The sequence below is a fragment of the Ornithinimicrobium flavum genome (assembly GCF_004526345.1).
Taxonomy (GTDB): Bacteria; Actinomycetota; Actinomycetes; order Actinomycetales; family Dermatophilaceae; genus Ornithinicoccus; species Ornithinicoccus flavus.
This window is the reverse complement of sequence record NZ_CP038213.1, coordinates 2,158,701-2,181,416: the sequence shown is the minus strand read 5'-3', so window position 1 is coordinate 2,181,416 and position 22,716 is coordinate 2,158,701. Positions and strand designations below refer to the sequence as shown.

Genomic DNA, 22,716 nt, shown 5'->3' with positions numbered 1-22,716 from the left:
CACCCACGCACCGGGGCGGGAGGGCCCAGCGCCCTCCCGCCCCGTCGCGCGTGCCCGGGACAGTGTCGTCCCGGCGCGTGCCCCGCCCACCCCCTACGCCCTGCTGCGACACCACCGCTGCGCGCATGGTCAGGCCGGCCCACGCGGGCTAGAGTCCCCGTTAGCCGGTCACACCGCCGTGACCCCTCAGGAAGGTCAACCCGTGCTCCAGTTCATCATCCGCAGGATCGCCGTCTCAGGCCTGATCCTGCTGCTCGGATCCTTCGTGCTCTACGTCGCCACGATCAACTCCGGCGACCCGCTCGAGGACCTCCGCGAGAGCAACGCCCGCAACCGCGAGCAGCTCATGGAGGCGCGTGCCGAGATCATGAACCTCGACGTCCCCTGGTGGCAGCGCTACCTGGGCTGGCTCACCGGGGCCAGCAAGTGCCTGGTCCTGCAGTGCGACCTCGGCACCACGATGAGCGGCAGCTCGGTCAACAACATGCTGATCCAGTCGGCCGGCGCGAGCCTGCGACTGGTCACGCTGGCGACCTTCCTGGCCCTCTTCATCGGCATCACCCTGGGCATCCTGTCCGCGATCCGGCAGTACTCCGGGTTCGACTACGGGATCACCTTCCTCGCCTTCCTCTTCTACTCCCTGCCCGTCTTCTGGGCGGCCGTGCTGCTCAAGGAGTACGGCGCGATCCGCTTCAACCGCTGGATGGCCGACCCGAACCTCTCGCTGGTGATGATCGCGGCCGTGGGTCTGGTCTTCGCGATCCTGGTCACCTCCGTCCTGGGTGGACCGATCCGACGGCAGGCCCTCACCTTCCTGGTCACCTTCCTGGTCGTCTTCGGCGCCGTCTACTACTTCGACTCGGTCAACTGGTGGCAGCGCCCCGCGCTCGGGCTCCCGCTGATCATCGTCGGGGGTCTCGTGGCCCTGGCCTTCATGCTGGTCATGACCGTGGGCCTGCAGAACCGCAAGATCATGTATGCCGGGCTCATCACCATCGCGGTGGGGATCGTCGGCTACTTCGTCACCCGGCCGCTCATGGAGAACCCGTCCAGCTGGTGGGTCGTCCTGGGGCTGGCCCTGACGACGGTCGTCGTGTCGGGCGCCATCGGCTGGCTCATGGGGGGCTTCGAGCGCAAGATCGCCATGTGGGTGACCGCCATGACCGGGTTGGGTCTGGGGTTCTTCGCCTTCATGGACTACCTGCTGCGGGCCTGGAGCGGCTTCCTCGAGCTCACCCCCGGACGGCAGATCGCCACGATCGGTGACACCCGGATCGACCCCGCCCGGTTCACGGGCACCTTCTGGGAGAACATCTACAACTGGGGGATCCAGCTGATCCTGCCGACGATCGTCCTGACCATCATCTCGATCGCGGCCTACAGCCGCTACACCCGTGCCTCGATGCTGGAGACGATCAACCAGGACTACATCCGCACCGCCCGCTCCAAGGGTCTGTCGGACCGTGTCGTCTACACCAAGCACGCCCTGCGCAACGCGCTCATCCCGATCACCACGATCGTGGCCTTCGACTTCGCCAGCCTGCTGGGCGGCGCGGTCATCACCGAGACCATCTTCGGCTGGAAGGGGCTGGGGGCGATGTTCGCACAGGGCCTGAACACCGTCGACCCCAACCCGGTCATGGGGTACTACCTCGTGGCCGGCGGCGCCGCGGTGATGATGAACATGCTGGCGGACATCGCCTACGCCTTCCTCGACCCGCGGATCCGGAGGTGACGCGCATGCTGACCCTGCCCGTCGCCCTGACGAACCACGTCGCCCCCAGGAGCATCCGATGACCGACCAGAACCGCCCCGACGGCGAGCGCCCCGAGGACCTCGGGTCGCCCCGGGACCTGCAGCAGAAGTACTCCGTCGAGAAGCAGATCGACCTCTCGCAGAAGTCCTACTCCCAGGGCCAGCTTGTCCGCCGCCGGTTCTTCCGGCACAAGGGGGCCATGATCTCCCTGGCGGCGCTGGTCTTCATCACCGTCATGGCCTTCACCTCCATCGGCTACGGCATCATCCCCGGTTGGTGGGACAAGAACTTCACCCAGATGAACCCCCAGGTCGACGGTGGCCGACCCACGCTGCGGCTGTGGCCCTTCCAGGTGGGCGAGCACCCGTTCGGCCAGGACACCATCGGCAAGGACTACTTCGCGCTCACCATGCGGGGCACGCAGCGCTCCCTCGTGGTGGCCTTCACCGTCGGCATCCTCTCCACGATCATCGGCACCCTCATCGGCGCCATCGCCGGGTTCTACCGCGGCTGGGTCGAGGCGATCCTCATGCGGGTCACCGACCTGTTCATCGTCATCCCGGCCCTGGTCCTGGCCGCAGTCCTCGGGCAGATGTCCGGCGGTGGCATCTGGTCGCTGGCGCTGCTGCTGAGCGTGATCGGGTGGACCGGCCTGGCACGCCTGGTCCGGGGCGAGGTGCTCTCCCTGCGGGAGCGGGAGTTCGTCACCGCCGCGGAGGCGATCGGCACCAACTCCGGCCGGATCATCTTCAAGCACATCCTGCCCAACACGATCGGGACCATCATCGTCAGCGCGACGCTGGCGATCGCCGCGACCATCCTCACCGAGTCGGCGCTGTCCTTCCTGGGCTGGGGCGTCAAGGCCCCCGACACCTCCCTGGGGCTGCTGATCTCGACCTATCAGAACGCCTTCCTCACCCGTCCCTGGCTCTTCTGGTGGCCCGGCATGATGATCCTCGCCATCGCCCTGGCCGTGAACTTCCTGGGCGACGGCCTCCGGGACGCCTTCGACCCCCGTCAGAACAGGACTGCTGACTGATGACGACCACGACCGAGAACTACGACGGCCCCACCTTCTCCGGGTCCGGGACCCCCACCGAGGGGGAGGAGGTCGTCCTCGCCTTCAGCGACGTCGACGTCCGGTTCCGGACCGAGTTCGGCAGCGTCCACGCGGTCAAGGGCGTGGACCTGCGGGTGCGACCGGGGGAGGTCGTCGCCCTCGTGGGCGAGTCCGGGTCGGGCAAGTCGGTCACCTCGATGACCGCGATGCGGCTGCTGCCGAGCAACGCCACCATCGGTGGCCTGGTGGACGTGGCCGGGAAGGAGGTGGGCCGGCTTCCCGAGGCGAGCATGCGTCGACTGCGCGGCAACGACATCGCCATGGTCTTCCAGGAGCCGATGACCGCGCTCAACCCGGTGCTGACCATCGCCACCCAGATGATGGAGTCCATGGAGCTGCACGGCGTCGCCCGCGGCCAGGCCGCCTGGGACCGGGCCGTCGAGCTGCTCACCATGGTCGGCATCCCCGAGCCCGAGCGGCAGATGAAGAAGTACCCGCACGAGCTGTCCGGCGGTCAGCGTCAGCGTGTGGTCATCGCCATCGCCATCAGCTGCGACCCCAAGGTCATCATCGCCGACGAGCCGACCACAGCCCTGGACGTCACGGTCCAGGCCGACATCCTGGACCTGCTGCGCTCCCTCAAGGACAAGCTCAACACGGGCATCCTGCTCATCACCCACAACATGGGTGTCGTCGCCGACATGGCGGACCGTGTGGCCGTGATGTTCAAGGGTGAGATCGTCGAGCGCGGCACCGTGGAGGAGGTCCTGCTCCGACCCCAGCACGACTACACCCGGATGCTCCTCGACTCGGTGCCGCGCATGGGTCACGGCCGGGGTCAGATGGGCATACACGTCAAGGAGGACGTCGCCGCGGACGCCCCCCTGGCCATCGACCTGAAGAACCTCGTCATCGAGTACCAACGCCTGGGCAAGCCGCCGTTCCGGGCGGTCGACGACGTGAGCTTCCAGGTGCGGCAGGGCGAGATCGTCGGCCTGGTCGGGGAATCCGGCTCGGGCAAGTCGACCATCGGGCGCTGCGCCCTCGGGCTCATCCCGGCCGCCGGCGGCGAGTTCCGGCTCCTGGGCCAGGACATGACCTCGATGTCGCGGGCCGAGAAGAAGGCGCTGCGCAAGCGCATCGGCGTCATCTTCCAGGACCCGGCGGCCTCGCTCAACCCCCGCCTGCCGATCGGCGACTGCATCGCCGAGCCGATGGTGGTGCACAAGGTCGGTGACCGCAAGGCCCGGGAGAACAAGGTCTACGAGCTGCTGGACGCCGTCGAACTGCCCCGCGAGGTCTACAACCGCTACCCCCACGAGGTCTCCGGCGGCCAGCGTCAGCGCATCTCCGTCGCCCGGGCGCTGGTCCTGGACCCCGAGCTGCTGGTCGCCGACGAGCCCACCTCCGCGCTGGACGTCTCCGTGCAGGCCCGTGTCCTGCGCATCTTCGCGGACCTGCAGGAGCAGTTCGGCTTCGCCTGCCTCTTCATCTCCCACGACCTGGCCGTCATCGACCTGCTCGCCCACCAGGTGGTCGTGCTGCAGAACGGCAAGGTCGTCGAGGCCGGACCGCGGGCCCAGATCATGGAGGACCCCCGGGAGGAGTACACCCAGCGTCTCATCGCCGCCGCGCCCGTCCCCGACCCGATCGAGCAGGCCCGGCGCCGCCGCGAGCGCCACGAGCTGCTGCGCGAGCAGGGCGAGGAGGTCGTGGAGCTGCACACCGACGCGGGTGCCTTCCACAGCGCCTACACCGCGCACGACGAGGTCTCACCCGAGGAGGCCGGGGAGCCGGACACCGACCGGCGCTGAGCAGGTCGGGTGGCCGTGGGCCGACGCGACCCGGCCCGCGGGTCGGACGGTGCGGACCTGCCCGGTCGGTGTGTGAGGATCGTCCGGTGAGGGTCGGAGGTATGCGGTGAGGGTCGTCTTCGCGGGGACACCGGAGGCGGCGGTGCCGAGCCTGCGGGCGCTGCTCGCGTCCCGGCACGAGGTCGTCGGCGTGCTGACCCGGCCGGACGCGAGGGCCGGGCGGGGGCGTGCCCTGCGCCCCTCACCGGTCCGTGGCGTCGCCGAGCAGGCGGGTCTGCCCGTGCTGACTCCGGACACCCTGCGCGGGGACGAGATGGCCGACCGCCTGCGGGAGTGGGGGCCGGACGCGTGCGCGGTCGTCGCCTACGGCCTTCTCGTCCCCCCGCACCTGCTCGCCCTGCCGGCGCACGGCTGGGTCAACCTGCACTTCTCGCTGCTGCCCGCCTGGCGCGGGGCGGCGCCCGTCCAGCACGCGGTGCGCGCGGGCGACGACATCACCGGAGCGGTGACCTTCCGACTCGAGCAGGGGCTGGACACCGGCCCGGTCCTGGGTCGGCTCACCGAGCCCATCCGCCCGGAGGACACCAGCGGTGCCCTCCTGGACCGCCTGGCGCTGGCCGGGGCGGACCTGCTCGTGGCGACGATGGACGGGCTCGAGCAGGGGATGCTCGTCCCCGAGCCGCAGCCGGCGGACGGGGTCAGCCTCGCCCCGAAGCTGGGGGTGGACGACGCGCGGGTCGACTGGGCCCGCCCGTCCTACGCCGTCGACCGGCTCGTGCGGGCCTGCACGCCGGCCCCGGGCGCCTGGACGACCTGGCGCGGTGAGCGGCTCAAGCTGGGCCCGGTGCGCCCGACCCCCGCGCCGTCCGACCGGGAGCTGGCCCCAGGTGAGCTCCTGGCCGGACGGCAGGACGTGCTCGTGGGCACGGGTGGCGGTGCGGTGCGGCTGGACCGTGTGCAGCCCCACGGCCGCAGGGAGATGGCGGCGGCGGACTGGGCCCGTGGTGTGCGACCGGGGACGGGGGAGCGGTTCGATGGCTGAGCGACCCGGTGAGGAGCGTCGCGGGAGCGGACCGGACCGGTCCCGGCGTGGGCCTCGTCGCCGCTCGGCCCAGGCGCCCGCGCAGCGTCAGCGCAGCGGGGACCCGGCCCGGGAGGTGGCCTTCCAGGTGCTGCGGGCGGTGGAGACCCAGGAGGCGTTCGCCAACCTCGAGCTGCCCGCCGCGCTGCGCCGGGCCCAGGTCGCCGGGCGCGACGCCGCCTTCGCCACCGAGCTGACCTACGGCACGCTGCGGATGCAGGGACTCTACGACCGCGTGATCGCGGTGGCGGCCGACCGCCCCGTCGACCGGATCGACCCGCCGGTGCGCGACGTGATGCGCCTGGGTGTCCACCAGCTGCTGGGGATGCGGGTGCCGGCCCACGCGGCGGTGAGCGCCACCGTCGCCCTGGCCCGCCAGCACGTCAGCCAGGGCGCGGGAGGCTTCGTCAACGCCGTGCTGCGCCGGGTGAGCGAGCAGGACCGCCAGGCGTGGGTCGACCGGGTCACCGAGGGTCTCAGCGACCCCCTGGAGCGCCTCGCGGCGGAGCACTCCCACCCGGTCTGGGTGGTGCGGGCCCTGCGCGGGTCCCTGCTGGCCGGCGGCATACCGGAGTCCGAGCTGCCCGACCTGCTCGCGGCCCACAACGCCCCCGGCCCGCTGACCCTAGCCGCCCGGCCCGGTCTGGTGGCGGAGGACGATCTCCTGCGTGCCGGGGCCGAGCCCTCGCCGCTGGCCCCGACGGCCTGGACCCTCGCCCAGGGGGACCCGGGCCGTCTCGCAGCCGTGCGCGAGGGCGGAGCCGCCGTGCAGGACGCCGGCTCCCAGCTGCTCACCCTCGCCCTCGCGCAGACCCCCCTGCCGGGCCGGGACGAGCGGTGGCTGGACCTGTGCGCCGGCCCGGGGGGCAAGGCCGGTCTGCTGGCCGCGGTGGCGCTGCAGCGCGGCGCCGGCCTGCGCGCCAACGAGGTCAGTCCCCACCGTGCCGAGCTGGTGCGGCACACCGTGGCGGAGGCGCTGCGGGCGGGGGCGCGGGTCGAGATCAGCGTGGGTGACGGCCGCGAGGTGGGGAGGGACGAGCCGGGCGGCTACGACCGCGTCCTCGTCGACGCCCCCTGCACCGGGCTGGGTGCCCTGCGTCGTCGACCCGAGGCTCGCTGGCGGCGCTCGCCCAGCGACCTCACCACGCTCGGTCCGCTCCAGCGGGACCTCCTGGCCTCCGCCCTCGACGCCACCCGGGTGGGGGGTCTGGTCGCCTACGCCACCTGCTCGCCGCACCTGGCCGAGACCCAGCTGGTGGTGCGCGACACCCTCAGGCGTCGCGACGACGTCGAGCTGGTCGACGTCCGGCCGCTGCTGCGGGACCGCGAGGGGGCCCCGCTGACCGGGACCGGTGGCACCGACGCCGAGCCGTGGGCCCAGCTGTGGCCCCACCGCCACGGCACCGACGGCATGTTCGTCGCCCTCCTGCGCCGCCGGTGAGGCGCAGGAGCAGGCCGGTCGACGCTCGTTAGGCTGGCCACCATGACCTCCCAGCTGCAGATCAGCCCGTCGATCCTGGCCGCGGACTTCGCCAACCTGGAGGCCGAGCTGCGGGCCATCGAGAGCGCCGACTGGGCGCACGTGGACGTCATGGACAACCACTTCGTGCCCAACCTGACCCTGGGTCGACCGGTCGTGGAGGCGCTCGCCCGGGTGAGCCCGGTGCCCATCGACGCGCACCTCATGATCGCCGAGCCGGAGCGCTGGGCGCCGGGGTACGCCGAGGCAGGAGCCCGGTCGGTGACCTTCCACGTCGAGGCGGCGGGCGACCCCGTGGCGGTGGCCCGGGCCATCCGTGCCGAGGGTGCCCGCGCCGCCATCGCCCTCAAGCCGGGCACCCCCTTCGAGCCCTACGAGGAGCTGCTGGACGAGGTGGACATGGTGCTCGTCATGACCGTGGAGCCGGGTTTCGGTGGTCAATCCTTCATGGCCGACCAGATGCCGAAGGTGCGGGCGGTGCGCGAGGCGGTGCGACGGCGGGGAGGGGAGATCTGGGTCCAGGTGGACGGCGGCGTGTCGGCCGACACCATCGGGCAGTGCGTCGAGGCGGGGGCCGACGTCTTCGTCGCCGGGTCGGCGGTCTACGGCGCCGACGACGTCGCCGGGCGCATCGCCGAGCTGCGGAGCATCGCCGCGCGCCACCGCTGCGGCTGATCGCCGCGGGAGGAGTACCCTCGTGGGTGCACACGTGCTCCGGGGTGGGTGAAAGTCCGAGCCGGCGGTGACAGTCCGCGACCCGGCCGCAGCACGACCACGGCGCCCGCACCCGACGAGCGGGGGTCCCCCGTCTCGTCCTGATCCGGAAGGACGGACGTGGACGTCTGGAACGACATCTTCTACGCCGAGCTCACCGTGGCCGGCCACACCATCGCGTGGCGGGAGGTGGTCGGCAACGCCTTCGGGCTGGCCTCGGCCGTCCTCGGCATGCGACGCACCGTCTGGGCCTGGCCGGTGGGCATCATCGGCAACGCCCTGCTCTTCACCGTCTTCATGGGGGTGTGGTTCTCCAACCCGCAGGAGCACAGCCTCTTCGGACAGGCCTCGCGCCAGGTCTTCTTCATCGCCACCAGCGTCTACGGCTGGTGGCGGTGGAACCGCTCGCGGCGGCACCGCGAGCACGGGGCGCCGGCCATCACGCCCCGGTGGGCGACCGGCCGGGAGCGGGCCCTCTACCTGCTGCTCGCCCTCGTCCTGCTCGTGCTGTGCCAGTGGATCTTCGCCCAGGTGGGCGCCGGCTGGCCGGCCCCGCGGTGGTACTACTGGACCGACGCCTGGATCTTCGTCGGCTCGATCCTCGCCACCTTCGCGATGGCCCGGGGCTGGGTCGACTTCTGGTTGGTCTGGATCGCCGTCGACATCGTGGGGGTGCCCCTGCTGTGGAGCTCGGGCTACTACCCGTCGGCCGTCCTGTACGCCGTCTACGGCGCCTTCGTCCTGTGGGGATTCGTCGTCTGGCGCAGGGCGGCCCGGGACGAGGAGGCCGAGCCCTCGATCACCGGGGCCGGGCCCGCCCCGGAGGACGGGGCACGTACCCTGGTCCGGTGAGCGAGCAGCAGCGCGCGCCGCGCCCTCCGGAGCCCTACGCCCCCTTCCGCCCCGTCGTCGGGGCCTGGGTGGGTCGGGTCATGGCGGTGCTCTCGGTCCTCGTCTTCGGCCTCGTCGCGATCCTGGCCCCGGCCCACATCAACGCCCCCGCGGAGCTGGACACGCTCAACCGCGTCCTCATCTTCCTCGTCGGCCTGGTGATGGGCGGGTTCCTCTGGAGGTACGCCCTGATCCGTGCCCTCCCCTCGCCGCAGGGGCTGCGGGTGGTCAACCTCGTGCGGAGCCGGGACCTCGAGTGGTCGCAGATCCTCCGGGTCGGCTTCGCGCAGGGTGGGCCGTGGGCGGTGCTGGAGCTGACCGATACCGAGGAGGTCGCCGTGATGGCGATCCAGCGGGCCGACGGTGAGCGGGCCCGTCGCGACGCGGCCCGCCTCGCGGCCCTCATCCAGCACCACTCCTCCCGTCAGGAGAGCCCCGGGGGCCTGGGCTGATCCTCCCCGGGGGGAGTCCCGGGCCCTTCTCGCGCCGGGCCCGCCTCCCGGTCCACCCGGGCGGCCAGGGTGGTCACCGCCACCGGCCCCCCGTCCCGCAGCACCACGTCGGCACGGTCCCGCCCGCCCCGACGGGCGAAGAGCCGCTCCTCCTGGGCCGCCCAGTCCTGCCAGTGGGGGGCGAGGACGTCGCCGTCACGTTCCAGGGCCCGCCGCCGGCGCACCTCCTCCTCGACCTCGAGCCACACGCGCAGGTCGACCAGGTCCGCGCAGGGCACCGCCCCGGCGCCGACGCCCTCGACCAGCACCACCGGGGCGGGCCGGACCGTCCGGACCGGTCCCGGTCGTCCGGCGTGCCAGTCCCAGGACCGGTACCGTCCCGGGCTCCCCGCCCGCAGCGGGCCGAGCACGTCCGAGCAGAGTCCGGGGAGGGCGTCGGCCAGGCCGTCCCACCCCGGGTAGAGGTCGTCGAGGTGGACCACCACGCACCGACGGTCCCGGAGCGCGAGCTCGGCCGACAGCCGCGCCGCGAGCTCGGTCTTGCCCGCCCCGCTGCGCCCGTCCAGCGCCAGCACGAAGGGCCGCGCCGGACCGCGTCGGGCGGAGGACGGCATACCCTCAGGCGCCGCGCCGGTGGGCCGCCAGCGCGGCGACGTCCTCCTCCTCGCCCTCCACGGTCACCCGGGCCACACCGTCCCGGCCGAATGCGTGGAGCAGCAGCTCCAGGGGGGTGCCGCGCAGCACGACCGTGCCGGACTCACCCGGGGGACGGCGCAGGGCGACCCGCCCGTGTCCCTCGGCCACCGCCACCACCCCGGTGGGTGCCGAGGCGTAGAGCATCCGGCCGGCGCCGCGCAGCGTGCGCCACAGGGCCGCCTGGACCTCCGGCGGGAGCTCGGTGGGCTCCCAGCCCGGCTGCGCCCGCACCATGTCCTCGAGGTGGACGGCCAGCTCGGCGGTGTTGACCAGACCGTCCAGCACGGGCAGCCGGGTCGGCCACCAGGGCGCCGGGCCGGCGCCGAACGTCGCGACCAGCCGGGGGAAGCTCCCCGCGGCCACCGACTCCTGCACCGACGCGGTGTGCCGTTGCAGCGCCGGCACCGGGAGACCGATCCCCGGCAGGGCGTCGGGGCGGGACTCGCGCACGACCAGGTGGGCGAGCAGCGCGCGCACGTCCCACGGGTCGCACAGCGTGGGAGCGTCCGGGCCCAGGCGGGTCGCGGTCTCGGCGATGAGCTGGCGGAGCGGGGCGGCGGGGGAGGACATGCACCTATCTCACCACGCGGCGGGGGCCTCCTCGACGGCCGGGCGGCAGGCCGGCCGTGGGAGACTGGTGCGGGGACCCTATGATCGGACGTCGTCTGCCACCGGGGTCAGCCACCCCCACCCGCGACCCCGGAGGCCGACCTCACGATGTCCACGACCAGTCCGCCCGTCCCCCGTCCGGCCCCCACCCGCGCCGTGCTGCGTCGCGGGCTGGGCGTCATCTGGGGCGGCATGAAGGCCGAGCCACGGCCGGTCGTCGTGGCGGTGGTCGGGTCCGTCCTGTGGGCCGGTGCCACCGTGGGCACGGCGTGGGCGATCGGGTGGGTCACCGACGGCGTGATCGCGCCGGCCGTCGCCGCGCGGCGGGTCGAGGCCGTCGGGCTGTGGACGATCCTGGGGGTCCTGCTGGGCGTCCTGGCCGTCAACGTCGTCGGCGTCATCCTGCGCCGGGTCTGGGCCACCATCGCCGGCTTCAACCTGCAGGCCCGCTACCGCCGGGACGTCACCCGGCAGTACCTCAGGCTCCCCCTCTCCTGGCACCACGCGCACCCGTCGGGTCAGCTGCTGTCCAACGCGCACGCCGACGTCGAGGCCACCTGGCAGGTGTTCAACCCCCTGCCGATGGCGATCGGGGTCATCGTCATGCTCGTCATCGCCGGGGTGATGATGGTCCTGGTCGACCCCTTCCTGGCCTTCATCGGGCTGCTCGTCTTCCCGGGCCTGTTCGCGGCCAACCTCGTCTTCCAGCGCTTCATGTCCCCCCGCATCACCAAGGCCCAGCAGCTGCGGGCCGAGGTCGCCGAGGTGGCCCACGAGTCCTTCGAGGCGGGCATGGTCGTCAAGGCGATGGGGCGCGAGGACGAGGAGGCCGAGCGTTTCCGCGTGCGCACCCACGAGCTGCGGGACGCCCTCATCGAGGTGGGGCGGACCCGGGGGACCTTCGAGCCGGTCATCGAGGGCATCCCGACCCTGGGAACCCTCGCCGTGCTCGGTGCGGGCACCTGGCAGGTCTCGCGCGGGGAGCTCGGCGCGGCCGAGGTCGTGCAGATGGCCTACCTCTTCTCCATCCTCGCCTTCCCCGTCCGCGCCCTGGGGTGGGTGCTCGCCGAGCTCCCGCGCTCGGTGGTCGGCTTCGACCGCGTGCAGCACGTGCTGCGGGCCTCCGGGGGTATGCCGTACGGCGACCGGACCCTCCCTCCACGGGAGGAGCCCGCCGCGTCGCGGCTCACCGACGTGGTCTACACCCACGCGGGGGAGGACCGGCCCACCATCCGGGGTGTGACCCTGGAGGTGCCGGCCGGCACGACGACGGCCCTGGTCGGACCGACGGGCTCGGGCAAGACCACCCTGGCCAACGTGGCCCTGCGGCTCGTCGACCCGGACTCCGGGACGGTGACCATCGACGGTGTCCGGGCCCCCGAGCTGGCCCGGGGCGAGATCCCCGGGGTGGCCACCCTCGTGGCGCAGCAGACCTTCATGTTCGACGACACCGTCCGGGGCAACGTCACCCTGGGCGAGGACGCCACCGACGCGAGCGTGTGGGAGTCGCTGCGCGTGGCGCAGGCCGACGCCTTCGTCCGTGCCCTGCCGGACGGTCTCGACACCGTCATCGGCGAGCGGGGCGGCAGCCTGTCCGGCGGGCAGCGGCAGCGGGTCTCCCTGGCCCGGGCGATCTGGCGGCGCCCCCGCCTGCTCGTCCTCGACGACGCCACCAGCGCGGTCGACCCCACGGTCGAGCAGGCCATCCTCACCGGCCTCCGGGAGACCCGGGAGGGGATGACCGTCCTGGTCGTCGCCTACCGGCTCGCCACCATCATGCTCGCCGACCACATCGTCTACGTGGAGCAGGGCCGGGTCGTCGACCAGGGCACCCACGCCGAGCTGCTCTCCCGGTGCGGGGGATACGGCGACCTGGTCCAGGCCTACGCGCGGGACGCCGCGGACCGAGCCGTCGTGGCGCGGCACGAGGAGGAGACCCCGTGAGCACCCCGCACGAGCAGGCCAGCAGCCGGATCGAGGCCCAGAGCGACCTGGGGACGCTGGCGACCCTGCGCCGGGGCTTCCAGCTCTCCCCGGAGCTGTCCAGGGGGCTGTGGCTCACCGCCGGCCTGGCGGTCCTGGCCACCCTGGGCCGGGTCGTCATCCCCTTCGTCGTCCAGCAGACCACCGACAACGGGATCATGGCCGACGGGGGCCCCGACGTCGGCTTCGTCGTGCGGGCCATCGCGCTCGCGGCGGGCGTGGTCCTCATCACCTCCTTCGCGCAATACGCCGTCAACATCCGGCTGTTCACGGCGGCCGAGTCCGGGCTGGCCACCCTGAGGATGAAGGCCTTCCGCCACATCCACGACCTGTCGATGCTCACCCAGAGCACGGAGCGCCGGGGGGCCCTGGTCTCCCGGGTGACCAGCGACGTGGACACCATCTCGATGTTCGTGCAGTTCGGCGGCCTGATGCTGCTCATCAGCACGGCGCAGATCATGCTGGCGACCATCCTCATGCTGGTCTACAGCCCGGTCCTGGCCCTGGTGGTGTACCTGTGCCTGGTGCCGCTGGCCGTGCTGGTCCGCCGCTTCCAGCCGATGCTGGGCCGCGCCTACGGCGCCGTCCGGACCCGCGTGGGCGACATGCTCGGTGCCATCAGCGAGTCGATCGTGGGGGCGACGACGATCCGCGCCTTCGGTGTGGAGGAGCGCACGGCGGCCCGCATCGACCGGGCCATCGAGGACCACCGCCGCTCGGCCGTGCGGGCCCAGGTGCGCTCGGTCATGGCCTTCGTCTCGGGGCAGGCGTTCGCGGGCATCACCACGGCCGTGGTCCTCGTCGTCGGGACCGTCCTGGCCGCCCGGGGCGAGCTGACGCTGGGCCAGCTGCTCGCCTTCCTCTTCCTGGTCAACCTCTTCACCCAGCCCGTGCTCATGGCCACCGAGATCCTCAACGAGCTGCAGAACGCCGTGGCCGGCTGGCGGCGGGTCATCGGGGTCATCGACACGCCCGCCGACGTGTCCGACCCGGGGGAGGACGGCGTGGACCAGGACCGGGGGCCCATCACCGTCGACTTCGAGGGCGTCTGGTTCTCCTACCCGGGCGGCGAGCCCGTCCTGCGCGACGTCGACCTGCACATCGAGCCGCACACCCGGGTGGCGGTCGTCGGCGAGACCGGCTCCGGCAAGACCACCCTGGCCAAGCTGCTCACCCGCCTCATGGACCCCAGTCGGGGGCGGGTGCTCCTCGACGGCACCGACGTGCGCCGCATCCCCTTCTCGAGCCTGCGTCGACGGATGGTGCTGGTGCCGCAGGAGGGCTTCCTCTTCGACGCCGATCTGATGACCAACATCAGGTTCGGCAAGCCTGAGGCCAGCGACGAGGACATCCGCCTGGCCATCACCGAGCTCGGGCTGGACGCCTGGGTGGACGGCCTGCCGCACGGGCTCGCCACCAAGGTGGGGCAGCGCGGCGAGTCGATGTCGGCGGGGGAGCGGCAGCTGGTCGCCATCGCCCGCGCCTACCTCGCCGACCCGGACCTGCTCGTGCTCGACGAGGCGACGAGCGCGGTGGACCCCGCCACCGAGGTGCGCGTCCAGCGGGCGCTGGAGGGCCTGACCAGCGGGCGCACGTCGGTCGCCATCGCGCACCGGCTGTCCACCGCCGAGGCCGCGGACCTGGTGGTCGTCGTGGACCGGGGCCGTATCGTCGAGCTCGGTCACCACCGCGACCTCGTCGGGGCCGGCGGTGTCTACAGCCGGATGCACGAATCCTGGGCGGCGCAGCAGGCGGGGTGAGATGTCCCCGCCCGCCCGGGCTGGCACAATGTCCGGCAGGGCGCCGACCTGAGGTGCGCCGCCAGGACAGACCGACGAGCAGATCCACGAGGAGCGCGTGATGGAGCAGCACGACAACCACGGCCACAGCAGGGCCGCCTGGACCGGGACGGCCATCATGCTCGTCGCGGCGGCCGTGGCCTGCTGGGGCGTCTTCTTCGGCCCGGAGCTCCTGCTCTACGTCGGGCTGGGGGCCTTCGTCGTCGGCGCCCTGGTGTGGTACCTCATGGATCGCGCGAGCCAGGGCGGGGACGAGCCGGCCCGCACGGGGCACCCCATCACGCCCCCCGCCGGCGCCCGCGGCGGCCAGCGCACCGAGGCGACCGACTGAGGGGCGAGGGTCACGCGAGCCCGCGCCGCTCCGGGTCGGCCCCGGGCGACGGGAGCACCCCGGCTCGCCACCCCACGGGACGGACCACCCGTGCACGCGGCTTAGGCTTGCCGGGTGAGCACCGTGCTGGACGAGATCATCGAGGGGGTGCGCGAGGACCTCGCGCAGCGACGAGCCGGCGTGCCGCTGGAGACCGTCAGGGAGCAGGCCCTCCGGGCCCCGTCCCCCCGTGACGGGCTGGCCGCGCTGACGGGGCGTCCCGGCCTTCACGTCATCGCCGAGGTCAAGCGCAGCAGTCCCTCCAAGGGCGCGCTCGCGGCCAACGCCGACCCGGCCGCCCTGGCCGCCGACTACGCCGCAGGAGGGGCCAGCGTCATCAGCGTCCTCACCGAGCGGCGACGCTTCGGGGGGTCGCTCGCGGACCTCGACGCCGTGCGGGCCCGGGTCGACGTGCCGCTGCTGCGCAAGGACTTCGTCGTCGATCCTTACCAGGTGTGGGAGGCCCGGGCGCACGGGGCCGACCTGGTCCTGCTCATCGTGGCCGCCCTGGCCCAGGACGTCCTGCAGGGGCTGCTGGAGCGGGTCGAGTCGCTGGGGATGCACGCGCTGGTCGAGGTGCACGACGAGGAGGAGCTCGCGCGGGCCGTCGGGGCCGGGGCCCGGATCATCGGCGTCAACAACCGCGACCTGCGCACGCTCGAGGTCGACCGCGACACCTTCGCCCGGCTGGCTCCGCAGGTCCCCGACGACCGCGTCGCCGTCGCCGAGTCCGGGGTCCGGGGGCCGCTGGACGCCATGCGCTACGCCGAGGCCGGCGCCAACGCCGTCCTCGTCGGCGAGGCGCTGGTCACCGGGGCCTCGCCGCGCGAGGCGGTCGCCGAGCTCATCGCGGCCGGGACGCACCCGGCCCTGCACGGGTCGGGCCAGCACGGCTCCGGCGTGCGCCGGAACCACGAAGGAGGACCCTCCGTATGACGTCCACCACGTCCCCGGCCGGCCGGTTCGGCGGCTTCGGCGGCCGCTACGTCCCCGAGGCGCTCGTCGCGGCGCTGGAGGAGCTCGAGGAGGCGTGGGGGAAGGCCATGACCGACCCCGACTTCCTCGCCGAGCTCGACCGTCTCCAGCGCGACTACACCGGACGGCCCAGCCCGCTGACCGAGGTGCCCCGCTTCGCCGAGCACGCGGGCGGCGCACGCGTCTTCCTCAAGCGGGAGGACCTCAACCACACCGGCTCCCACAAGATCAACAACGTCCTCGGCCAGGCGCTGCTCACGGCCCGCATGGGCAAGAAGCGGGTGATCGCCGAGACCGGCGCCGGCCAGCACGGTGTGGCCACCGCGACGGCGGCCGCGCTGCTCGGGCTCGACTGCACGGTCTACATGGGCGAGGTCGACACCCGTCGCCAGGCGCTCAACGTGGCCCGGATGCGGCTCCTGGGTGCGGAGGTCGTCCCCGTGGCCACCGGGAGCGCGACCCTCAAGGACGCCATCAACGAGGCCATGCGCGACTGGGTGACGAACGTCGACCACACCCACTACCTGCTGGGGACGGTCACCGGTCCCCACCCCTTCCCCACGATGGTCCGCGACTTCCACGCCGTCATCGGCCAGGAGGCGCGGGAGCAGGTCCTGGCCGTCACCGGCGGGCTGCCCGACGCCGTCTGCGCCTGCGTGGGTGGCGGGTCCAACGCCATGGGGATCTTCCACGCCTTCCGCGAGGACGAGACGGTGGCGCTGTGGGGCTTCGAGGCCGGCGGCGAGGGGGTCGCCTCCGGGCGGCACTCCGCCCGCTTCTCCGGGGGTGTCCCGGGCGTCCTGCACGGGGCCGCCACCTACGTCCTGCAGGACGAGGACGGACAGACCCTGGAGACCCACTCGGTCTCCGCCGGGCTGGACTACCCCTCGGTGGGTCCCGAGCACGCCTTCCTGCACGACAGCGGACGGGCCACCTACGAGCCGGTCACCGACGCCGAGGCCATGGAGGCCTTCGCCCTGCTCTGCCGCACCGAGGGCATCATCCCTGCCATCGAGAGCGCGCACGCCCTCGCCGGGGCCCTGCGGGTGGGCCGCTCGCTCGCCGCGTCGGCGACCGACCGGATGCCGGTCGTGCTCGTCAACCTGTCCGGCCGGGGGGACAAGGACGTGGACACGGCGGCCCGCTGGTTCGGCCTCGTCGACGGCCAGGAGCTGGTGGAGGCGGAGGAGCTCAAGGCCTCCGAGCCGGTCGCCGAGGCCGAGGGGAGCGGCTGGTGAACGCGCTCGAGGAGGTCTTCGCCCGGGCTCGGGCGCAGGAGCGGGCCGCGCTGATCTGCTACCTGCCGGCCGGCTATCCCGACCTCGAGACCTCCCGGGCGGCGGTCCGCGCGCTCGCCGAGGAGGGGGCCGACGTGGTCGAGGTGGGCGTCCCCTACACCGACCCGCTCATGGACGGTCCGGTGGTGGAGCAGGCGGCGAGCGCGGCCCTGGCGGCCGGTTTCCGCCTGCCCCAGGTCTTCGACGTGGTGCAGGCCGTGCAGGAGGCCGGAGCGGTGCCCGTCGTCATGGGCTACTGGAACCCCGTGCTGCGCTACGGCCCCGACCGCTTCGCCGCCGACCTGGCGGCCGCCGGCGGCGCGGGGATGATCACCCCCGACCTCGTCCCGGACGAGGCCGCGGCCTGGATCACGGCGGCGCAGGACCAGGGTCTGTCCCCGATCTTCCTGGTCGCCCCCAGCTCGACGACCGAGCGGCTGGCGATGACCACCGGCGCGTGCCGCGGGTTCGTCTACGTCGCCTCCACGATGGGGGTGACCGGCGTGCGCGAGAGCGTGGGTGACAGCGCCCAGGTCCTCGTCGAGCGGACCCGGGCGGTGACCGACCTGCCGCTGGCCGTGGGGCTGGGCGTGAGCACCGGTGACCAGGCCGCCCAGGTCGCCCGGTTCGCGGACGGGGTCATCGTCGGCTCCGCCCTGGTCCGGGCGCTCACCGCCGACCCTTCCCTGGAGGGTCTGCGAGCCCTCACCCGGGAGCTGGCCGCCGGGGTGCGGCGTCGATGACCGCGGAACGGCCCGGCGTCCCGCCGTGGCGGAGCCGGCTCAGCGGGAGCAGGTCGGGGACCACCGCGGCACGTCCCGGCGGCACGGCGCCGACTGGGTCGGGCTGCTGGCCCGCCTCGCCCTCGGCGGGGTGATGATCGCCGCCGGCGTGCCCAAGCTGCTGGACCGCACCGCCTCGATCCAGAACGTCCTGGCCTATGAGCTCTTCGGCTACGAGGTGTCGCGCGCGATCGGGATCCTCCTGCCCGTGGCGGAGGTTGCGCTCGGCGTCCTGCTGATCCTGGGCCTGCTCACCCGTTCGGCGGCTGCCCTCACCGGGGTGCTCATGCTCGTCTTCGTGGCGGGGATCGTGTCCGCCTGGGCCCGAGGCCTGGCCATCGACTGCGGGTGCTTCGGCACCGGTGGGCCGGTCGACCCGGAGGACACCACCTACGTCACCTCGATCGTCCGGGACGTCCTCTTCCTCGCCCTGGCGGTCTGGCTCACCGTCCGTCCCCGCACCCCCTGGTCGCTGGACCAGCTGCTCACGAGAGGTCGCTGACATGCCCCGTCCCCCCGCCCCCGAGATCAAGCCGGTGTCCAGCAAGGGCCCGCCCGGCGTGCTGATCGGCGGTGTCGTCGTGCTCGTGGTGGCCCTCATCGGGGCCCTGGTGTTCTGGGCGGCGACCCGGGGGGCCGATGACTCGGTCGCCACCGGGTCCGCCAACGCGCTGCCGGACGGCGGCGGGGTCAGCATAGGGCCGGGCACCGACGCCGACGTGCCCCAGCTGCACGTGTACGGGGACCCTCAGTGCCCGTGGTGCGGCGTCCTGGAGAACTCCATCGGGGGCGCCGTCGACGAGCTGGTCTCGGCCGATGAGGTCAACCTCACCGTGACGCTCATGTCCTTCCTCGACGGGCGCATCCAGGGGGAGAACTCCGCGCGCGCCGCGAACGCCGCCCTCTGCGCCGACGACGCCGGGGCCTTCCTGCCCTTCTACCAGGGGATGTACGCCGCCCAGCCGGAGGAGGGCGGTGGCTGGACCGACGAGGAGCTGGTGGCGATCGGCGAGCAGGCCGGCATCTCGGGCGAGGACCTGTCGAGCTTCGACCGGTGCGTGACGGACCGGCCGCACGACGGCTACGTCGACGCCATGCAGGAGCGGGCCAACCGCGACGGGGTCAGCGGCACCCCGCGGCTGTTCGTCGACGGCACGCAGATCAGCGACCAGGAGATGCAGGGGCTGATGGAGGACGCCTCCACGCTGGACGCCGTGATCGCCAACCACTCCTGAGACTCCCTTACGCTTGACCCATGCGTCGAGCCAAGATCGTCTGCACCCTCGGTCCTGCGACCGACTCCTCCGAACAGATCGAGGCCCTGGTCCACGCCGGCATGGATGTCGCCCGGCTCAACCTGTCCCACGGCTCCCACGAGGAGCACTACGAGCGTTACCTGCGCGTGCGGGAGGCCAGTGACCAGGCCGGTCGTGCGGTCGCCGTGCTCGTCGACCTGCAGGGCCCCAAGATCCGCACCGCGGCCTTCGCCTCGGGCCCGGTCACCCTGGCCCCCGGCGACATCTTCACCATCAGCAACCGGGACGTCGCCGGCGGTCAGGCGGAGGTTGGCACCACCTACCACGGGCTCCCGGGCGACGTGAAGGTCGGCGACCAGCTCCTCATCGACGACGGCAAGGTCCTTCTGCGGGCCACGCAGGTCACCGACACCGACGTCGTCACCGAGGTGGAGGTCGGAGGGCTGGTCTCCAACCACAAGGGGATCAACCTGCCCGGCGCGGCGGTCAGCGTGCCCGCCATGTCCGACAAGGACGAGGACGACCTGCGGTGGGCCGTCCGCTCCGGCGCCGACTTCGTGGCCCTGTCCTTCGTCCGCAGCGGCAAGGACATCGAGGGCGTCCACCGGATCATGGACGAGGAGGGCCGTCGGCTGCCGGTCATCGCCAAGATCGAGAAGCCCCAGGCCGTGGAGAACCTCGCGGAGATCGTCGACGCCTTCGACGGGATCATGGTCGCCCGCGGCGACCTGGGGGTCGAGCTGCCCCTGGAGCAGGTCCCGCTGGTGCAGAAGGACGCCATCCAGCTGTGCCGGGAGAAGGCCAAGCCCGTCATCGTGGCCACCCAGGTGCTCGAGTCGATGGTGGAGAACCCCCGCCCCACGCGGGCCGAGGCCAGCGACTGCGCCAACGCCGTGCTGGACGGGGCCGACGCCATCATGCTCTCGGGCGAGACCTCGGTGGGTGCCTGGCCGATCCGGGCCGTGGAGACGATGGCGACCATCATCGAGAGCACGGAGGAGCACGCGCTGCACCGCATCGCGCCGATCGCGACCAAGCCCCGCACCCCCGGGGGGGCGGTGACCCGGGCGGCGATCACGCTGGCCGACGCCCTGGAGGACCAGGTCAAGTACCTCGTGACCTTCACCCAGTCCGGTGACACGACCACCCGGATGGCCCGGGTCCGCCCCCGCACCCCGATGCTGGCCTTCACCACCGAGCAGTCCACCCGTTCCCGCTTGGCCCTGACGTGGGGGGTGGAGACCTTCCTCGTCCCCTTCGTCTGGCACACCGACCAGATGGTCCAGCAGGTCGAGGACGCCCTCCTGCGCGAGGAACGGTGCGTCAAGGGCGACCTGGTCGTCATCGTCGCCGGTTCCCCGCCCGGGGTGTCCGGCACGACCAACGCGCTGCGTCTGCACCGGGTCGGCGACCCCATCGTCGGCAACGTGCCCGCCTATGTCGAGGAGCCGCTGGTCTGAGCAGGTGGTCGCACCGGGGCCGGGTATGCTGTCCCGGTTCGACCAGCGCGGGCCCGGCCCGCGTCCCCGCCGGGGTGGTGGAATGGCAGACACGGGGCACTCAAAATGCTCTGCCCGCGAGGGCGTGCGGGTTCAAGTCCCGCTCCCGGCACCACCACCCTGACCGGCGTGGGGACCGCTGTCGCCCCGAGGCCCGTTCGGGATAGGGTGAGCGACGTGATCGAGGCAGACGAGCGGAGCACCATACCCGTCGAGGGGGCCCCCGGGTCCGAGCCGACCCAGGACGGCGCGGCACCCCGGCCGGCACCACCGGCCGGGTCGGGCTCCGGGCCCGCTCCCGCGGCGACGGGCGAGGCTCCGGACCACCACGCCGGGGCCGAGGCCCCCGAGGGTGGGCTGCGCATCCTGCTGGCCGAGGACGAGGCCCTGATCCGGATGGACCTGGCCGAGATGCTCACCGAGGCCGGGCACCAGATCGTCGGCCAGGCCGGCGACGGCGAGCAGGCGGTGGCCCTGGCCCGGGAGACCGAGCCTGACCTGGTGGTGATGGACATCAAGATGCCCGGCATGGACGGCATCTCGGCGGCCGAGCAGATCGGTCGCGACGCCCTCGCCCCGGTCGTCATGCTCACCGCGTTCAGCGACAAGAACCTCGTCGAGCGGGCGCGCGACGCCGGTGTCATGTCCTACGTGGTGAAGCCTTTCAGCAGCGCCGACGTCCTCCCGGCGATCGACATCGCCCGGGCGCGCTGGGCCGAGCGGAAGGCGTTGGAGGCCGAGGTCGCGGACCTGGGCGAGCGGTTCGAGACGCGCAAGCGGGTCGACCGTGCCAAGGGCCTGCTCATGACCCAGCTCAAGCTGTCCGAGGCCGACGCCTTCCGGTGGATCCAGAAGGCCGCGATGGACCGTCGGCTGTCGATGCGCGAGGTGGCGGACGCCGTCATCGCCGGCATGCCCGGCAAGAAGGAGAAGTAGGCCTCACCGCAGCGCCGAGACCAGGCTGACCAGGAGCGGTGCGAGCAGCAGTGCCGGCAGCAGGTCACCGACGGGCACCTGCTTGATGCCCAGCAGCCGGAAGGCGATGCCCACGAGCAGCAGCCCCCCGGTGGCGGTGAGGGCGGCGACGTGCGCGTCCGGGACCACCGAGCCCAGGGTCACCCCGACCAGCGTGAGCGCGCCCTGGACGACGGCCACCGACACGGCGGACAGGAGCACCCCGATCCCGAAGGTCGAGGCGAAGGCGATGGCGGCGAAGAAGTCCAGCGCCGACTTCAGCACCAGCTGGTCGATGCCACGCCCCAGGCCGTCGGACAACGACCCCAGGATCGTCAGCGGCCCGACGCAGAAGAGCAGGGATGCGGTCAGCCACCCCTCGATGAACCGTTCCCGGGCCTCGTGGGCGCTGCCGTGCGCGGCGCCACGGTCACGGACCAGCCTCCCGACCTGACGCTGCACCACGCCGGCGAGGGCCTCCAGCCGTTCCTCGATCCGCAGGTAAGCCCCCACGATGCCACCCAGGAGCAGGGCTGCCAGGACCACGAGGATGGGGGCCCCGCGACCCACGGCAGCCTCGAGCTCGGGGGCGGTGACGTCCAGGGCGGACAGGATGGCCATGAGCAGGGTCACCAGTCCGAGACAGCTGGTGACGACGTCCCGCACACGGTCCGGCAGCCGGTTGCCGGCGAGGATGCCGATGAGGGCGCCGGCGGTCACGGCGACGACGTTGATGAGGGTGCCCGCGCCCGGGACCGGTCCGTCCATGCAGGGGAGGGTATGTGGTGCCCGGAGCGCCCGCCCCGCCGGGTCGCGGGTGTGCGGGCAGGTGCTCAGGTGCCGGGGGCGCGGTCGCGCAGCACGCAGGTCAGCCGGGCGCTGCACACCCGCGCGCCCTCGTCGTCGCGGACGACGATCTCGAAGGCGGCCACGGACCTGCCCAGGGACAGGGCGGTCGCCTCGCCGATGACGTGGCCGGACCGGACCCCCCGGTGGTGGGTGGCGTTGAGGTCGACCCCCACCGCCACCCGGTCGGCACCGGCGTGCAGGGCGGCGGCCACCGATCCCACGGTCTCCGCCAGGGCGGCGGACGCGCCGCCGTGCAGCAACCCGTAGGGCTGGGTGTTGCCGGCGACGGGCATCCGGGCCACCGTCCGCCCGGCACCGAGCTCGAGGAACTCGATGCCCATCCGGTCCACCAGGGTGCCCTCGGTCCGGAACGGCAGGTCGGGAGAGGCGGGGCGCGGTGCGTCGGTCATGGGACATAG

22 protein-coding genes and 1 tRNA gene are annotated in these 22,716 nt (G+C 72.9%); 19 read left to right on the top strand and 4 right to left on the bottom strand.

The window, feature by feature from the left end; genetic code table 11:
* Positions 1–202: 202 nt before the first annotated feature.
* The 8 genes from E3Z34_RS10210 (at position 203) to E3Z34_RS10175 (ending at position 9,248) form a co-directional block, all read left to right on the top strand.
* Complete coding sequence (locus tag E3Z34_RS10210) at positions 203–1,735, top strand: ABC transporter permease (RefSeq protein WP_134773500.1); 1,533 nt, start codon at positions 203–205, stop codon at positions 1,733–1,735.
* A 58-nt stretch (positions 1,736–1,793) separates the two neighbouring features.
* Positions 1,794–2,795 carry an ABC transporter permease gene (locus tag E3Z34_RS10205; RefSeq protein ID WP_134773499.1) on the top strand — a complete coding sequence of 334 codons (1,002 nt, stop codon included), beginning with the start codon at positions 1,794–1,796 and terminating at the stop codon, positions 2,793–2,795.
* On the top strand, positions 2,795–4,630 hold the full coding sequence (locus tag E3Z34_RS10200) for an ABC transporter ATP-binding protein (RefSeq protein WP_134773498.1): 1,836 nt from the start codon (positions 2,795–2,797) through the stop codon (positions 4,628–4,630). Before E3Z34_RS10205 ends, E3Z34_RS10200 begins: the two co-directional genes overlap by 1 nt.
* Positions 4,631–4,736: 106 nt before the next feature.
* Positions 4,737–5,672 (top strand): methionyl-tRNA formyltransferase, encoded by a 936-nt coding sequence (fmt, locus tag E3Z34_RS10195; RefSeq protein WP_134773497.1) that lies wholly within the window; start codon positions 4,737–4,739, stop codon positions 5,670–5,672.
* The gene (locus E3Z34_RS10190) at positions 5,665–7,152 is read left to right on the top strand and encodes an RsmB/NOP family class I SAM-dependent RNA methyltransferase (RefSeq protein ID WP_134773496.1); all 1,488 of its coding nucleotides are present in this window, start codon (positions 5,665–5,667) and stop codon (positions 7,150–7,152) included. Before fmt ends, E3Z34_RS10190 begins: the two co-directional genes overlap by 8 nt.
* Positions 7,153–7,194: 42 nt before the next feature.
* Positions 7,195–7,866 (top strand): ribulose-phosphate 3-epimerase, encoded by a 672-nt coding sequence (gene rpe, locus E3Z34_RS10185; RefSeq protein ID WP_238695110.1) that lies wholly within the window; start codon positions 7,195–7,197, stop codon positions 7,864–7,866.
* A gap of 159 nt (positions 7,867–8,025) precedes the next feature.
* Positions 8,026–8,757 (top strand): nicotinamide riboside transporter PnuC, encoded by a 732-nt coding sequence (pnuC, locus tag E3Z34_RS10180; protein WP_134773495.1) that lies wholly within the window; start codon positions 8,026–8,028, stop codon positions 8,755–8,757.
* The gene (locus tag E3Z34_RS10175; protein WP_134773494.1) at positions 8,754–9,248 is read left to right on the top strand and encodes a PH domain-containing protein; all 495 of its coding nucleotides are present in this window, start codon (positions 8,754–8,756) and stop codon (positions 9,246–9,248) included. The genes pnuC and E3Z34_RS10175 overlap by 4 nt, the downstream gene beginning before the upstream one ends.
* Here the strand turns inward: E3Z34_RS10175 and E3Z34_RS10170 are convergent.
* Both E3Z34_RS10170 and E3Z34_RS10165 read right to left on the bottom strand, forming a co-directional pair.
* Positions 9,221–9,862, bottom strand: coding sequence for a nucleoside/nucleotide kinase family protein (locus E3Z34_RS10170; protein WP_134773493.1), 642 nt, complete (start codon positions 9,860–9,862; stop codon positions 9,221–9,223). The two genes, E3Z34_RS10175 and E3Z34_RS10170, sit on opposite strands and share 28 nt — an antisense overlap.
* A gap of 4 nt (positions 9,863–9,866) precedes the next feature.
* Positions 9,867–10,514, bottom strand: coding sequence for a TIGR03085 family metal-binding protein (locus E3Z34_RS10165; protein WP_134773492.1), 648 nt, complete (start codon positions 10,512–10,514; stop codon positions 9,867–9,869).
* 147 nt (positions 10,515–10,661) lie between these two features.
* On the opposite strand from E3Z34_RS10165, the gene E3Z34_RS10160 reads away from it, so the two are divergent.
* The 11 genes from E3Z34_RS10160 to E3Z34_RS10110 all read left to right on the top strand — a co-directional run bounded on the left by E3Z34_RS10160 (position 10,662) and on the right by E3Z34_RS10110 (position 21,430).
* Entirely contained in the window at positions 10,662–12,497 is a 1,836-nt protein-coding gene (locus E3Z34_RS10160) for an ABC transporter ATP-binding protein (protein ID WP_170213006.1), read from the top strand.
* Complete coding sequence (locus tag E3Z34_RS10155) at positions 12,494–14,296, top strand: ABC transporter ATP-binding protein (protein ID WP_134773491.1); 1,803 nt, start codon at positions 12,494–12,496, stop codon at positions 14,294–14,296. Before E3Z34_RS10160 ends, E3Z34_RS10155 begins: the two co-directional genes overlap by 4 nt.
* Before the next feature lie 100 nt (positions 14,297–14,396).
* Positions 14,397–14,666, top strand: a complete 270-nt coding sequence (locus tag E3Z34_RS10150; protein ID WP_134773490.1) for an HGxxPAAW family protein — start codon at positions 14,397–14,399, stop codon at positions 14,664–14,666.
* 114 nt (positions 14,667–14,780) lie between these two features.
* The gene (trpC, locus tag E3Z34_RS10145; protein ID WP_134773489.1) at positions 14,781–15,641 is read left to right on the top strand and encodes an indole-3-glycerol phosphate synthase TrpC; all 861 of its coding nucleotides are present in this window, start codon (positions 14,781–14,783) and stop codon (positions 15,639–15,641) included.
* Complete coding sequence (gene trpB, locus E3Z34_RS10140) at positions 15,638–16,918, top strand: tryptophan synthase subunit beta (protein ID WP_134773488.1); 1,281 nt, start codon at positions 15,638–15,640, stop codon at positions 16,916–16,918. The genes trpC and trpB overlap by 4 nt, the downstream gene beginning before the upstream one ends.
* Entirely contained in the window at positions 16,915–17,700 is a 786-nt protein-coding gene (gene trpA / locus E3Z34_RS10135) for a tryptophan synthase subunit alpha (RefSeq protein ID WP_134773487.1), read from the top strand. The genes trpB and trpA overlap by 4 nt, the downstream gene beginning before the upstream one ends.
* Positions 17,701–17,725: 25 nt before the next feature.
* The gene (locus E3Z34_RS10130; RefSeq protein ID WP_238695109.1) at positions 17,726–18,241 is read left to right on the top strand and encodes a MauE/DoxX family redox-associated membrane protein; all 516 of its coding nucleotides are present in this window, start codon (positions 17,726–17,728) and stop codon (positions 18,239–18,241) included.
* A 1-nt stretch (position 18,242) separates the two neighbouring features.
* Positions 18,243–18,974, top strand: a complete 732-nt coding sequence (locus E3Z34_RS10125) for a DsbA family protein (protein WP_134773486.1) — start codon at positions 18,243–18,245, stop codon at positions 18,972–18,974.
* Positions 18,975–18,994: 20 nt separating this feature from the next.
* Positions 18,995–20,455 (top strand): pyruvate kinase, encoded by a 1,461-nt coding sequence (gene pyk / locus E3Z34_RS10120; RefSeq protein WP_134773485.1) that lies wholly within the window; start codon positions 18,995–18,997, stop codon positions 20,453–20,455.
* A gap of 68 nt (positions 20,456–20,523) precedes the next feature.
* A tRNA-Leu gene (locus E3Z34_RS10115) sits at positions 20,524–20,609 on the top strand.
* A 65-nt stretch (positions 20,610–20,674) separates the two neighbouring features.
* On the top strand, positions 20,675–21,430 hold the full coding sequence (locus tag E3Z34_RS10110) for an ANTAR domain-containing response regulator (protein ID WP_420818998.1): 756 nt from the start codon (positions 20,675–20,677) through the stop codon (positions 21,428–21,430).
* 3 nt (positions 21,431–21,433) lie between these two features.
* Here the strand turns inward: E3Z34_RS10110 and E3Z34_RS10105 are convergent, their stop codons facing one another.
* Together E3Z34_RS10105 and E3Z34_RS10100 are read right to left on the bottom strand one after the other, a co-directional pair.
* Entirely contained in the window at positions 21,434–22,216 is a 783-nt protein-coding gene (locus tag E3Z34_RS10105) for a DUF554 domain-containing protein (RefSeq protein ID WP_134773484.1), read from the bottom strand.
* A gap of 65 nt (positions 22,217–22,281) precedes the next feature.
* A complete protein-coding gene (locus tag E3Z34_RS10100) occupies positions 22,282–22,707 on the bottom strand; it encodes a hotdog fold thioesterase (protein WP_134773483.1) in 426 nt (141 codons plus the stop codon).
* Positions 22,708–22,716 lie beyond the last annotated feature (9 nt).

Excerpts from the sequence above, each read along its gene's own strand:
- E3Z34_RS10100 (WP_134773483.1), bottom strand. The coding sequence starts at position 22,707 with ATGACCGACGCACCGCGCCCCGCCTCTCCCGACCTGCCGTTCCGGACC.
- E3Z34_RS10165 (WP_134773492.1), bottom strand. The coding sequence starts at position 10,514 with ATGTCCTCCCCCGCCGCCCCGCTCCGCCAGCTCATCGCCGAGACCGCG.
- rpe (WP_238695110.1), top strand. The coding sequence starts at position 7,195 with ATGACCTCCCAGCTGCAGATCAGCCCGTCGATCCTGGCCGCGGACTTC.
- E3Z34_RS10200 (WP_134773498.1), top strand. The coding sequence starts at position 2,795 with ATGACGACCACGACCGAGAACTACGACGGCCCCACCTTCTCCGGGTCC.
- trpB (WP_134773488.1), top strand. The coding sequence starts at position 15,638 with ATGACGTCCACCACGTCCCCGGCCGGCCGGTTCGGCGGCTTCGGCGGC.
- E3Z34_RS10125 (WP_134773486.1), top strand. The coding sequence starts at position 18,243 with ATGCCCCGTCCCCCCGCCCCCGAGATCAAGCCGGTGTCCAGCAAGGGC.
- E3Z34_RS10205 (WP_134773499.1), top strand. The coding sequence starts at position 1,794 with ATGACCGACCAGAACCGCCCCGACGGCGAGCGCCCCGAGGACCTCGGG.
- E3Z34_RS10160 (WP_170213006.1), top strand. The coding sequence starts at position 10,662 with ATGTCCACGACCAGTCCGCCCGTCCCCCGTCCGGCCCCCACCCGCGCC.
- E3Z34_RS10170 (WP_134773493.1), bottom strand. The coding sequence starts at position 9,862 with ATGCCGTCCTCCGCCCGACGCGGTCCGGCGCGGCCCTTCGTGCTGGCG.
- E3Z34_RS10150 (WP_134773490.1), top strand. The coding sequence starts at position 14,397 with ATGGAGCAGCACGACAACCACGGCCACAGCAGGGCCGCCTGGACCGGG.
- E3Z34_RS10105 (WP_134773484.1), bottom strand. The coding sequence starts at position 22,216 with ATGGACGGACCGGTCCCGGGCGCGGGCACCCTCATCAACGTCGTCGCC.
- E3Z34_RS10190 (WP_134773496.1), top strand. The coding sequence starts at position 5,665 with ATGGCTGAGCGACCCGGTGAGGAGCGTCGCGGGAGCGGACCGGACCGG.
- pyk (WP_134773485.1), top strand. The coding sequence starts at position 18,995 with ATGCGTCGAGCCAAGATCGTCTGCACCCTCGGTCCTGCGACCGACTCC.